The sequence below is a fragment of the Pseudomonas sp. G3-39 genome (assembly GCF_054790485.1).
Genome location: NZ_CP186497.1, coordinates 5,899,162 through 5,912,083 on the forward strand (window position 1 = coordinate 5,899,162; position 12,922 = coordinate 5,912,083).

The following is a 12,922-nucleotide window of genomic DNA, read 5'->3' on the forward strand; positions in this document are numbered from 1 at the left end:
AAGGACAATGACAATGACTGAGCATTCAGCGAACACCGAAACCCATGCATTGCTGCAAAAGAGCCAGATCGTCCATCAGACCAGTCGCGGACCCACAGTCGATGAAGTCGCCAGCGCAGTGCTGCGTCAGGCGCTCGAAGCGCTGTATCCACAACGCAAGATCGATCCCGAGCAGGCCATGATCGGCACGCCACAATGGCAATGGCTGAACGCGGAACGAGTGGCCCTGCCGACCCGATTTGAATCACTGACAGAGGCACTCGTCCGGCAATTTTTCAACGGCTCCAGCGCCAACTATCTCGAGGGTGAACACTTTCTGACCTTGAACCACCAGGCCACGCCAGTGGTGCATATGGATGTCGATATCGAGGCCATTGCCGATCTGCTCAACGATTATGCGCCCCTGTTGTTTGTTGCCTTCGCCGAGCGACAGCTGGATTACTGGAACAGCACCCGACGCCAGTTGCCGCGCTGGCAAGAACTCTCCGATGCCCTGCGCGAAGCCCTGAACGTCCATAACGCCGAGGGCTGGGACGATGAACAGTGCCTGGTCGCCCGGGCGATTTCGCGGCGCCCGGACAAACAGGAGCGCCAGCGTCACGACATAACACTGTCGGACATCCGGGTGTGCCTGATCGACATCGACTCGGTCGATGCTCAAGGCGCTGCCCGGCACCTGATTCTGGGCGGCGCCGTGGTGATTTTCGGACGCTATGGCCTGCGCGATCTGGTCATGATGTACACCGTGGAAGATGGTTACGAGACATTCGACTCTCTGCAGCAACTGGGTGAATCACTGCCGCAGCGTATCGAACTGTTGCCGGCCGGACAGAATCTGCAGTGGCAGTTGTTCGAACCCGAGGGCAATTTTTTCGACCACATGGCGTGGGTCCTGATTGCCAACCAGCTCGATGCCATCCGGGCAATCACCCGACAAAGTCTCGACGAGGAAAGCGAGGACGGCTCCTCCCTTCTGCCCCTGATCGAGCAAGCCAGCGAACCGCAGAAAAACACCCTCATCGACCTCGATGATTCGATACCCGACTGGTTGCTCGACGCTTCGGCTTCCGAGCTCGATCAATACAGCCAATCGATCAATGCGCTGGGCCAGTTGTACCGGCAGGCAGACAAGGCGCTGTTGCCAATCCCGCCGATCGATACCTATGCGCGCAATTGCATGCGTGAGGCGATCATTGCCGATCAGCCATCGGCGGCCGGGCTGCCTTTGGACAAATTGCAAATCCGCATCACCAACAGCTTCGAATCGGGAGGCGTGACACTGCCCGATCCGCATGACACCCATGTCGAAACCCTGGGCGAGTACGCCTTGCAAAACCGCACGCCGTATCTGGCGACTCTGCAATTCGACCCGCCACAAGCGCTGCCGCAGTGGCTGACTGTCGCCTACCTGACGAAGATGGCAAACAAGATCGACATGGGTGAGGTATACCCCGGCTTGATCAGGGACAGACTGATCAACGATCCGCAGCAGGCCCCCCTGCAGCAGCGCTTTTACATCCGCCAGTTGCACGCACTGCTGCCGCTGATTGCACTGGAATCCAAGCTGCGTCGCCTCGGCGGCGTGGATGAGCAGGGTTATCGCTGTGTCCAGGAGTGGCTCAAACCGATACCCGGTCATCCACACACTGTGGTCATTCGTCCGCTGACGTTTATCCATGCCGGGGAGACTGTTGGCGATGTTGTCACCAACATGTTCATCATTGCTCCGCGTCTGCCTGGAGCCGGGCCATGCCTGCTGTATCGTCCGTTGCTTGAGCAGCCATTGCTGCAATTCCCTTCAACGCAAAACCTGCTGTACGCCGTCCATCAGCCAGGCGAACTGAGAGATTCGGTGCTGGCGTGGCTGGCGGATTCCCAAACCAGCTTCAAATATGCCCAATACACCTTCCCCATCGGTCTGCCCAGTCCGTGGCTGGGCGCGCAATTGCTCGCCGAGCCCTGGACCAGCGTCAAGTGGGCCGGGCCGGTCGGGCTTGCCTCCACGGCGCTGACTGGCGACGTGTTCCCGGTGCTGTTCAAGACCCATGCACTGGCGATGGCCGAACTCGCCGACCGACAGTCGTTGTCCAATGCGCAACGCCGCTGGGCCTTGCTGCGAGACAGCGGGTGGGCGTTGTTCAACGTTGCCGCGAACTTTCTCTGCGGCCCGGCAGGCGCGGCGATCTGGGTCTGGCAAAGCATCAGCGAAATCGATCAGGTCGTGGATGCCCACAACCGTGGCGATACCCACGCCCAGTGGAGCGCGGTTGCCGATATGTTGCTGAACCTGGGCATGATCCTGGCCCATCATGCGGCCACCCAACGCACAACCGGCCCCCGCACAGCGTTGCGCAGCGAAGGCGCAAGCGATATCGAAAGCGAAGGACTGCCCCGGATCCAGACCGCCCCTGCACAAGCGCCTGTCCCGCCCACGGTTACACACGTCACCACGCTGCTGAAGGACCAACTCCCGGCCAGCCATTACTCCTCGCTTGAAGCCTACGGCTCGGTGCCCCGGCGTTCGCCCGGTGCCTTGGCAACGTTTCTGAATACTCTGGCCGTGCCGGCTCCCGACCTCACGGCAGCCGCCGTGGAAACCCTGCTGCGCGGCAAGGCGACCCTGTATCGCCTCGCTACCAGCACCTATGCGCAGGCGGGCGATCGCTGGTTCCGCGTGATTGAAAACGATGACCAGCAGGTGCAAATCGTTGATCCGCAGACACCGTCAAAAACCGGTCCGCTGCTGATTCACAACCAGCAAGGCCAATGGTTCGTGGATACCCGACTGCGTCTGCGCGGTGGCGCCGGGGGCACCAGCCTGCAAAGTCAGCTCAAGGCCCAGCGCAAGGAAAAGGAAACCCAGAGGAACCAGCTCGGTACGGCTCTGGAAGCATTCAGAAATCAGGAAGCCGTCGGCAACGCTGCTCTGGAACAAGCCCAGTCAGCCATGCTTGGCGCCTCCGGACAAGCCCACGAAGAGGCGACCCGGCGTTACCTTGAACACGTCGAAAAGCTGATCGGGGATTACGACGAGGCCTTGAAAATACTCGGCCAATGGCGCCTCAAAGGGGGGAGCGATGGCTATTTCGTCGAATTGCAGCGCATGACCACTTTGCTGCAAAAAAACCTCAGCCTCTGGTTCGTTCTCAAACGCAACGCTTACGCAGTATTGACCCGTAAATTGGCTCAACACACGGTCATCGATACACCGCAAGCGCTGCAAAGTTACAACGAGGAACTGCACCAGGCTCTGGCGTTGAGCCAGGACATGATCGCCCGCCTGCAGCTTTCCCGTACCTCCTTGGAAACCCTCGACACCATCGGCAGTGCAGGCATGACCACCGCGCAACGCTTGCGCCAACTGCTCCCGGCGTTTAACCAGTGGGACCTGAAATCCAATGCCATCGGCATGTCTCACGAGTTGTGCATGCAGGAAACAGCCACCGAAGCGGCGCGGGAAGCCACCGGTTGGCTGATAATCGAAGCCGCCACCGCCACACACCGCCATGCCGCCCTGATCAGGAAACCCGACAACGGCGACAGCACTGCGCTGCGCATTGATCGTCTGAGCCGACTGATTGATGTCTATGTCGATGCCGATCAGCGTCTGGGGGACTTGCCAGGCGAATATCCGGGCATGGTGGTTGCGGCAGAACTGACGCGGCTAAGAAGCTTGCTCGGCGAATTCAGACAACTGGCGCAGGAGCAACTGAGCGAACTGCTGCCGGAAACCGGAGCCCGCAGCACGCCGGCCACACCGGGCCCCTCTGTCGCAGGACCGTCCCGACCGGTTGGCAAGGTCACCAAAAGCCGGCCTCGTGACCCTGCGCCCGCCAGGCCCGCAGCCGCCAGCGAATCACCTCTGGAAGAAATGCTTCCCGTCAGACCCACCGCCTCCCCGACGACGCAGGTGGGCGACATCGAGTTCATTGCCGATGCCCTGAACCAGAATGAGCGAGTGCAGGCGTTCATTGACCGGACCCGGCGTGACGCTCTGAGGCCCAACCGCATACCGGCAGACATGCAGGATCTGTTCGATCAGCAGGCTCGGCGACTGGAACAGATTGCTGCCAGCGTCGAACAGGCGCAGGCACGCATTGTCGCCTCTGGAGGCACGCGGTTGCCGGTGGGCAACTTGAGTGCGGAACTCAACAGCGCCGCGATCCGGTTACGTGCTCAAGGCATCGCCGTGCGCGCCAGTCTGCTCAAGGACCGCCAACCTCGACAAGCCTATTTGCAATGGTTGCTGGACAATCATCAGGTACGGATCGTCAGAAACGTCCAGGGCCGGATCAAGACCAAAAAGCGCCAGGATTATTTTCAGGAGTATCAGATACTCGACAGCACCCAGCATGATCAGCCGTTATGGCTCGCGCATTTTCACTACGACTCGCCCGAAGCCGCGCCGGAACAATTCACCGCGGCGCACCTGAAAATCGCCGATGCGCATTTGAAGACCCTCAGCGCAGAACGTCGACAGGCTCTGACAAGTCTGACGCCAATCGATTACGTGCTGCGCCGGATTGGCGATCCGAGCCTGTTCCTGCAACTCGAAGCACAACCGTGATACCGCCGTCGGGCGCGTCGATCCGCGCCCGCTTCAGAGGGTGTGCCACACGGTTCGCAAACGCTCGAGCGCCGCTTCGATTGCGCGCTCAGGCACCGCGGCAAAGCCCAGCACCAGTCCGGCGCGCTGGTCGACCGGGGTCGTGGAATCAGGCAGCCAATAGCTGCTCAGACCATTGATCTCGACGTCAACGCTACGCGCCAGTTCGATCAGTTGGCTTTCACGCGCCACACTGGCGACCGGCACGGTCAGGTGCAGCCCGGCGGCAACGCCGGGCAACTGGCCGACGCCCGGAATTTTCTGCGGCCAGCCACCGAGCAGGACATTGCGTCGGCTCAGCGCCGCGCGGCGCATGCGTCGGATGTGCCGCTGGAAATGCCCGGCGGCCATGAACTCGGCCATCACCGCCTGGGTACTGACTTCGGAGTGACGCACATCCACCGCACGCCTTTGCGCAAATGCCTCCACCAACCCCGGCGGCAACACCAGATACCCCAGGCGCAACGCCGGGAACGCGACCTTGCCGAACGTGCCGACATACAGCACTCGCCCCTGTCGATCGAGAGCGGCCAAAGGCGCCAGCGGCGCGCCGCTGTAACGATACTCGCCATCGTAATCATCCTCGACGATCCAGCCCTGCGTGCGCTCGGCCCAGGCCAGCAATTCGAGGCGGCGGGCCAGACTCATTACCACCCCCGTGGGGTACTGGTGGGATGGCGTGACATAGATAAGGCGGCAATCGGTCAGTCCTGCCAGTTGCTGACAGTCGATTCCCTCGCTGTCCACCGCCACCCCGTGCAACCGGGCACCGGCCACGGCGAAGGCATGACCGGCCGCTCGATACCCGGGATTTTCAATCGCTACGCCGTCGCCCGGCGCTACCAGCAACTGTGCACAAAGGCTTATGCCCTGCTGTGCGCCACTGGTGATCACAATTTGCTCAGCCGTGCACTGCATGCCCCGTGAGCTGCGCAAATAGGCCGCGATCATCCCGCGCAACCGCGCATCGCCCGCCGGATCGCCATAACACAACTGCTGCAAATCCGGCTTGCGCCAGAAAGCCGCGTTCAGCTTGGCCCAGACGTCAAACGGGAACAGATCGAAGGCTGGAACGCCGACCCGAAAAGCACGCGGCGGACCACTGGGTGGCAGGGCCAGATGATTGTTTTCAACCCGCCGCAATGCATCGCTGTGGATAACTTTACTGGATGGAACCACAGGTAAATCCAGCCAATTTGTGGATAAGGCTGTGGGTAAGCTTGTTGAAAACCCTGTGGATACTTTTGTGGATAGTTTTTTTGTGGGCAATGCGCTTTGCGGCAATTGCGCCACATACGTGCCGTCCCCGACGCGGCCCTCGATGAAGCCTTCGGCGTACAACTGATCGTAGGCGCGCACCACGCTGTTGCGGGAAATCGCCAATGCCGCCGCCAGATCACGGCTGGCCGGCAGCCGCGTGCCACTGGCCAGACGCCCGTCCAGCACCCGCAGGCGCAGCGCCTGATAGAGCTGGCGGCTCAAACCCTGACGGCGGTCGAGCTCGATACCGGCCGGATTAAACGGCATGGACAGCGTGGGCGATTCGGGCATGACAATGGACCTATGAAATTGGTCATCAATGGCTCTTACAACAGACCAATAGCCTGCCTAGGATGCAGGCATTCGCCAAGGAAAATCTATCCATGTACACGCCCCGCGCCTTTGCCATCGACGAACTGTCGCAACTGCACGAACTGATCCTCGCCACTCGCCTCGCGATTCTGGTGAGCCACGGTGAAAACGGCCTTCAAGCCAGCCACGTGCCAGTGCTGCTGCACCGCGAACAGGGTCCGAACGGCACGCTGTACGGGCACCTGGCCAAAGCCAATCCGCAATGGAAAGACCTGCGCGACGGCGCTGAAGCGATGCTGATTTTTGCCGGCCCCGACGCCTACGTCAGCCCGGGGTTTTACCCGAGCAAGGCCGAGCACGGCAAAGTCGTGCCGACCTGGAACTACGTCGCCGTGCACGCCTACGGCCACGCCGAAACCTTCAGCGACGGCGGGCGCCTGCTCGACATCGTCAGCACGCTGACTGATCGCCATGAAGCCGGTCGCGCACAACCGTGGAAGGTCGACGATGCGCCGGCCGACTACATCGACGGCATGCTCAAGGCCATCGTCGGTTTCGCCATTCCCATCGACCGCCTCGAAGGCAAGCGCAAGCTCAGCCAGAACCGCAGCGCCGAAGACATTGCCGGCGTGCGCGAAGGCCTGGCTGCCAGCCCCGACATCGCCGACCGAACCCTCGCCCACTTGATGCGTTAAGGAAATCAGCATGAGTCAGATCCAGATCCGCCCGGTGACCGCCGGTGATCACGCCGCCTGGTTGCCGCTGTGGCAGGCCTACCTGCGCTTCTACAATACCGAGTTGCCGGACGCCGTCACGCACAGCACCTGGCAGCGTTTCCTCGACGCGAGTGAGCCGGCCCACGCCGCCCTCGCCTGGGCTGACGGCAAAGCAGTGGGCATGGTGCATTTCATTTATCACCGCTCCAATTGGAGCATCGAAAACTCCTGCTACTTGCAGGATCTGCTGGTGGCACCGGAGACTCGTGGCACCGGCGTCGGTCGCTTGCTGATCGAACACGTCTACGCCACTGCCAAGGCCGACGGTTGCTGCAAAGTGCATTGGCTGACCCACGAAACCAATGCCACCGCGATTCAGCTCTACGAGCGCATCGCCGAGCGCCCGGGATTCATCCAGTTTCGCAAAGCCATTTAAGGAGCCGCGTACATGACCACTGCACTTGCCGACTGGAAAGGCGTCCCCGCCCCCACCGCCACCTTGCTCGAAGGCCGCTTCATCCGCCTGGAACGCCTCGACCCGGCGCGCCACGGCGACGAGTTGTTCAACGCCCTCGAAGGCCCCGGCGCCGACCCGAAGCTGTGGGATTACTTGCCCTATGGGCCGTTCCCCGAGCGCAGCGTTTTCAATGACTGGCTGAACAACCATGCGGCCAGCAGCGATCCGTATTTCTTCAGCGTGATCGACCGCGTCACGGGCCAGGTGCAAGGCATTCTGAGCCTGATGTCGATCGTCCCGGCGCAGGGGCGCATCGAGATCGGCCACGTCACCTTCGGTGCGCCGATGCAACGTTCACCGAAGAGTACCGAAGCGGTTTACCTGTTGGCCAAATACGCCTTCGAACAGGGCTATCGTCGCCTGGAGTGGAAGTGCAACAACAGCAACGCCCGCTCCAAATACGCCGCCGAACGTCTGGGTTTCAGCTTCGAAGGCGTGTTCCGTCAGCACATGGTGGTCAAGGGCCAGAACCGCGATACCGCGTGGTATTCGATTGTGGATTCGGAGTGGCCGGCGATTGCGACAGGGTTCGAGCAGTGGTTGAGCGATGCCAACCAGACGCCGACCGGGCAGGTGAAAGGTTTGGTCGAGTGCCGTTCCTGAGTCTGTAAATGTAAAAGATCGCAGCCTGCGGCAACTCCTACAGGGTGAACGTCAATCCCATGTAGGAGCTGCCGCAGGCTGCGATCTTTTGATCTGTTGTTTACCCCAACTTTTGCGCCAGCACCGCGATGTGTTCCGGGCCGATCCCGCAGCAACCGCCCAGGTGACTGGCACCACGCTGCTGCCAATCCTTCGCCCAGTGCAGATACCCTGGCGGATCCAGATCGTCGCGCAGCGGGTCGAGACCGTCGTTAGCGGTCGCCTCTTTCGGTTGCGGTGGAAACGCATTGGCATACGCGCCGATATGAATCTGCACACCCAGGCGTTCGAAGGTATCGCGCGCCGCATCAATCGCCGCACCGATCACTTCCGGCTGGCTGCAGTTGAACAGCAGCGTCTCGACGCCCAATTCCGCCGCCACCGCCGCTGCTTCGGCCACCGGTTCGCCGGAACGCAGACGCGGCACCTCATCGGTGTCTTCATCCTTCAAAGTAAACGACAGCCAGAACGGTTTGCCGTCCTGCGGCAGACCGGCGCGAATGGAACGCGCCTCGATGATCGAGCTCTGGGTTTCCGCGAGCCACAGGTCGACATGTGGCGCCAGGCCGGTCACCAGTGGCGTCAGCAATTCGTTCACCCGCGCCGCTTCGAACAGATCCGGGCGATAGGAGCCGAACAGCGGCGGCAACGAACCGGCCACTCGCACCGCTTTGCCCGAGGCCTGCACCGCACGCTGCGCCAGCTCTCCGGCCAACGCCGCCAGTGTCTGACCTTCAGCGGCAAACCGCGACTCGCCGATGTGAAACGGCACGACCGCATAGCTGTTGCTGGTGATCACATTGGCGCCGCTGGCGATGTAGGCGGCGTGCACCGCTTCGACCGCTTGCGGTGCTTCGATCAGGGCCAGCGCCGACCACTCGGGCTGCCGAAACGGCGCCCCGGCGCGTTGCAACTCACGGCCCATGCCGCCATCGAGAATTACCGTGCTTGCTGTGCCCATATGCTTTTCGCTCATATGCTTATGAAAATTACTCACTACCAGAGTAGTTCTTATAACTATTTAATACGCACCATTCGGTTAATAACAACCCCTTTTTTCAGGTGTCGACTGTGAAACTTCAACCGCTACTGGCCCTGGGCCTGACGATTCTGGCCGCGTCCACTCAAGCCTTCGGCGGCGCCACACTCGATCGCGTCGAACAGAAAAAACAACTGGTCGGCGTGCTGATGGAAAGCTACCCACCCTTCTCGTTTCTCAATGAGCAGAATCAGCTCGACGGCTTCGACGTGGACGTCGCCAAAGCCGTTGCGGACAAGCTGGGGGTCAAGCTGCGCCTCGAAACACCATCCTGGGACGTGATCGCTGCCGGCCGCTGGAGCGGGCGCTATGACATCTGCATCTGCTCCATGACCCCGAGCAAGGCGCGCGCCGAAGTGTTCGATTTCCCGGTCGAGTACTACGCCTCGCCCGCCGTGATCGTGGTCAACGCCAAGGACGATCGCATCCACGGCGCCAAGGACCTGAGCGGCAAAAAGGTCGGCCTGACCAGCGCCAGCAGCTACGAAAGTTATCTGAACAAGAATCTGGTCATCGAAGGCGCCGAAGACACGCGTCTGGAGTACCCGTTCGAGGATGTGCAGATCGCTCCGTACGATACCGACAATGTCGCCTTCCAGGATCTGGGCCTGGGCGCCGGTGTGCGCCTGGACGCCATCCTCACCAATCTGGTGACCGCGCAGCCGCGCCTGAATCAGGATCAGCGTTTCAAACTGGCGGGCGCGCCGCTGTACTCGGAACCTAACTCGGTGGCCATCGAAAAGGGTGATGCCGAGTGGGACGCCAAAGTGCGCGAGGTGTTTGCGCAACTCAAGCAGGACGGCACGCTGAGCAAGCTGTCGCAGAAATGGATCGGCGCCGATATCAGCCAATGACTGCCTTCCCGACACCTCCACAGCCACCACAACCGGTAGCTGAATCGCGCCTGCAACGGCTGCTTGGTTTCCGCACGCGCCTGTACCTGACCTGGGCGGCGATGTTCAGCCTGTTTGCCGGTTTTTTCCTCAGCTTCGACCTGAAGCTCTCGATCATCCTCGACAAGCTGCCGAATCTGCTCGGCGTGCACCTGGCGCCCAACGGCTTTCTGCAGGGCGCGGCACTGACCCTGTTTCTCTGCGCCTGCGCGATCGTCGCCTCGTCCTTGCTGGGCTTCGTCACCGCTCTGGCGCGCCTGTCGAAAAGCGCCGTGGCATTCGGGATCGCCAGTTTCTACACCTCGTTCTTTCGCGGCACGCCGCTGCTGATCCAGATCCTGCTGATCTACCTCGGCCTGCCGCAACTGGGTGTGGTGCCCGGCGCGGTGGTGGCGGGGATCATTGCCCTGTCACTTAACTACGGCGCCTACCTCAGCGAAATTTTCCGCGCCGGTATCCTCGGCGTGCCCTACGGCCAACGCGAAGCTTCGCTGGCGCTGGGCATGCGCGAGAGCGTGATCTTCTGGCGCATCACCCTGCCCCAGGCGATGCGCACGATCATCCCGCCGACCACCAACCAGTTCATCTCGATGCTCAAGGACTCGTCACTGATCTCGGTGATGGGCGTCTGGGAAGTGATGTTTCTGGCGCAGTCTTACGGACGCTCGAGCTACCGCTATATCGAGATGCTGACCACGGCGGCGATCATCTACTGGCTGATGTCGATCGGTCTGGAGCTGATCCAGGCGCGCATGGAGCGGTATTACGGCAAGGCTTATGTGCGGCGTAGCTAGGTTAATCAGCACCTTGCGCCAGCGTCGGTTTTTAATTGATCTCTCGTCGGATCCGCACCACGCCCATTTTCAGTCCAAACGGACGAAACACCGCATTCAACGATTTCAATGTCTGATTGCCCTCGCCATGCTCGATATGCACCAGCGTGCGAACCGATATTTTGCACATCCTGGCAAACTGGGTTTGATGCAGACCGGTCACTTCCACGCGTAGACGACGAACCGCTTCACCGATCTCCAGTGTCCCTTGGGCCAGCGCCTCTTGAATGTTTTCGATGAGCACCGTGCGCTCGGCTACTGTCATGCTCATTTCAGATCCCACTCTTTCAAGCGTTGCTCCAGATTTTTCAGATGGATTCCCGGGTGGTTCATCGTTCTGTCGGGCAAACCACTCGCCGTCAATATGTCGGGGAGCGCCGACAGACGCTGGGCATCTTCACGCAAGCGTTCGAAAGGATCTGATGCGTCGGTCAAACCTGCCAAAGGGTCTTTAGGATCGGTGATATCAGCCAATGCGCGGCACACTCCCCGCCAATCGACCTCTCCCGCCCTCTCCAGATCTTTTGGCCATTTGGTTGTACGGGTCACACCCTCGTCATCCATGACCATCGGGGCCAAGTCATAGATCGGCGCCAGACGAAACGAACTTTCCTGGCGAATTATCGCGGTGTTACGACCATGGTTATCCGAGTTACCGAGGATCTTGTTGATCAGGTCCCGACGTAAGTAATCCGTCACCAGTGCGGGAATCTGACTGGCCTGTCCTGCTTTTCGCCAGAGCCCGGCGAGCATGCGGATGACATCCATATGGTTCATTGCACTTCCCGGCGCCGTTACTTGAGCCAGTGAATAAATCGACTCGACAGCAAAACGACTGACTTCACCGTTCGTTACTTCTCGATCAAAGCGCTGCATCCACAAGCTCGGCTTACTCGCCTCTTCTAGTGCCAAACCTTCTACCGCGATCGTTTCAATGCCGAGTTTCTGAAGCGCCTTGTAGTAATGGAACTCGCTGCGCAGGATATCTTGATCGACCAGACTTCCTTTGTTTCTGGCAAATTTTATAAACCAATGCTGCCTGACCTCTTCATCGCCCAATACCGCATCGGGGTACAAAAGGCCGGCCTTGTTTTCAGTCAACAATAGCTTCGGTGCTTCACCGCCTGCCCCTGTAGCACCACCAATTGCCGCACCTTGCTCATAGGCATATTCCAGAAAGCGACTGTCGCGGTGAACAACATCCTCACGCTTGAATCCGATGGGCTCACGCTCATCGACAGCCTCGGCCGACTCTTTTATGCGCATATTGCCAATGGGAGCTGGAGTGCTCTGGCCGAGCAGATACAGATCGGCACCGATATGCGCCGGTTTCTCCTGCCCCAGACGCGCAAGCAGAAATCTTTTTGCCGCTCCTGCGGGGGCAGTGTCATAGACAAATGCGGGCGTACTGGAGCGTCGCCCTTCCCAATCCAATGGATACAACGCACTGACGGCCTTGGAAAACGGAGAGCCTGTGGCTTCAATATTTTCGACAAGGTATGGCGTCTCGTAGCCGAAGCTGCAGCGACTTTCGAACCCCTTTTCAGGATTGTCGAACCTGAGAATCATTGCGTCGTGCCATTTTCCAGCACTGAATATCTGTAATGTCAGGTCGTACATGTCTCGACACCTGCATTTAATTGCATTCAAACAGGCGATTTATTGCCCGCAGATGCAATATAGTGCATTTCGACGGATGATGGGGCGTTGCAATCTGCAACAAAATGCAGATACGACTGAGCTTAAGATCATCTGAACGCAAAATAATGCAGGTCATCCTCCGACTTCATTCTGTAAGAACCCCTCAATTTACGGACCGCCCGCTAGTAACAAAAGGCCCTCCATCCATGCCTTTCTCGCCCTGCAGCGGCGAGATTGGAAGCAACAGTCGCAACCACGGGTTGATCGGCACTGGCAAATGAATTTCTGATCATTACAAGCGGCTAATGGCAATTCAATTTGTAGGAAAAAGACAACGCGACGGCACGACGTAATCCGCCAATTTTTGTCGAGCCGCTCTTTTCCGAAGATCAAACAGACGCAGCCCGCAGCACCGAGCGATCCGGCTGACATCGGCGCCTGCCGGCTCCAACTTAGAGTTTGG

The 12,922-nt window shown here is 59.9% G+C and carries 10 protein-coding genes; 6 read left to right on the forward strand and 4 right to left on the reverse strand.

Annotated features, from left to right (window positions below):
* Positions 1-13: 13 nt before the first annotated feature.
* Entirely contained in the window at positions 14-4,567 is a 4,554-nt protein-coding gene (locus tag ACOYXG_RS26675) for a hypothetical protein (protein ID WP_103368511.1), read from the forward strand.
* 33 nt (positions 4,568-4,600) lie between these two features.
* On the opposite strand, the gene pdxR is transcribed toward ACOYXG_RS26675, so the two are convergent.
* Entirely contained in the window at positions 4,601-6,157 is a 1,557-nt protein-coding gene (pdxR, locus tag ACOYXG_RS26680; protein ID WP_097089437.1) for a MocR-like pyridoxine biosynthesis transcription factor PdxR, read from the reverse strand.
* A 92-nt stretch (positions 6,158-6,249) separates the two neighbouring features.
* On the opposite strand from pdxR, the gene ACOYXG_RS26685 reads away from it, so the two are divergent.
* From ACOYXG_RS26685 to ACOYXG_RS26695, 3 genes are read left to right on the forward strand one after another with little or no spacing between them, the layout of a single operon-like run.
* On the forward strand, positions 6,250-6,873 hold the full coding sequence (locus ACOYXG_RS26685) for an FMN-binding negative transcriptional regulator (RefSeq protein WP_027610354.1): 624 nt from the start codon (positions 6,250-6,252) through the stop codon (positions 6,871-6,873).
* Between the two features lie 10 nt (positions 6,874-6,883).
* Positions 6,884-7,330 carry a GNAT family N-acetyltransferase gene (locus tag ACOYXG_RS26690; RefSeq protein WP_460354939.1) on the forward strand — a complete coding sequence of 149 codons (447 nt, stop codon included), beginning with the start codon at positions 6,884-6,886 and terminating at the stop codon, positions 7,328-7,330.
* Between the two features lie 12 nt (positions 7,331-7,342).
* Positions 7,343-8,014: a GNAT family N-acetyltransferase gene (locus tag ACOYXG_RS26695; protein ID WP_460354942.1), complete on the forward strand. Its 672-nt coding sequence runs from the start codon at positions 7,343-7,345 to the stop codon at positions 8,012-8,014.
* Positions 8,015-8,114: 100 nt separating this feature from the next.
* Here the strand turns inward: ACOYXG_RS26695 and ACOYXG_RS26700 are convergent, their stop codons facing one another.
* Positions 8,115-9,014 (reverse strand): homocysteine S-methyltransferase family protein, encoded by a 900-nt coding sequence (locus ACOYXG_RS26700; protein ID WP_460354945.1) that lies wholly within the window; start codon positions 9,012-9,014, stop codon positions 8,115-8,117.
* Between the two features lie 110 nt (positions 9,015-9,124).
* On the opposite strand from ACOYXG_RS26700, the gene ACOYXG_RS26705 reads away from it, so the two are divergent.
* Together ACOYXG_RS26705 and ACOYXG_RS26710 are read left to right on the forward strand one after the other, a co-directional pair.
* Entirely contained in the window at positions 9,125-9,946 is an 822-nt protein-coding gene (locus ACOYXG_RS26705) for an ABC transporter substrate-binding protein (protein ID WP_027610350.1), read from the forward strand.
* A complete protein-coding gene (locus ACOYXG_RS26710) occupies positions 9,943-10,779 on the forward strand; it encodes an amino acid ABC transporter permease (RefSeq protein WP_095137758.1) in 837 nt (278 codons plus the stop codon). Before ACOYXG_RS26705 ends, ACOYXG_RS26710 begins: the two co-directional genes overlap by 4 nt.
* A 31-nt stretch (positions 10,780-10,810) precedes the next feature.
* Here the strand turns inward: ACOYXG_RS26710 and ACOYXG_RS26715 are convergent, their stop codons facing one another.
* Positions 10,811-11,089 carry a helix-turn-helix domain-containing protein gene (locus ACOYXG_RS26715; RefSeq protein WP_027610348.1) on the reverse strand — a complete coding sequence of 93 codons (279 nt, stop codon included), beginning with the start codon at positions 11,087-11,089 and terminating at the stop codon, positions 10,811-10,813.
* On the reverse strand, positions 11,086-12,438 hold the full coding sequence (locus tag ACOYXG_RS26720) for a HipA domain-containing protein (RefSeq protein ID WP_414888684.1): 1,353 nt from the start codon (positions 12,436-12,438) through the stop codon (positions 11,086-11,088). Before ACOYXG_RS26720 ends, ACOYXG_RS26715 begins: the two co-directional genes overlap by 4 nt.
* Positions 12,439-12,922: the final 484 nt, after the last annotated feature.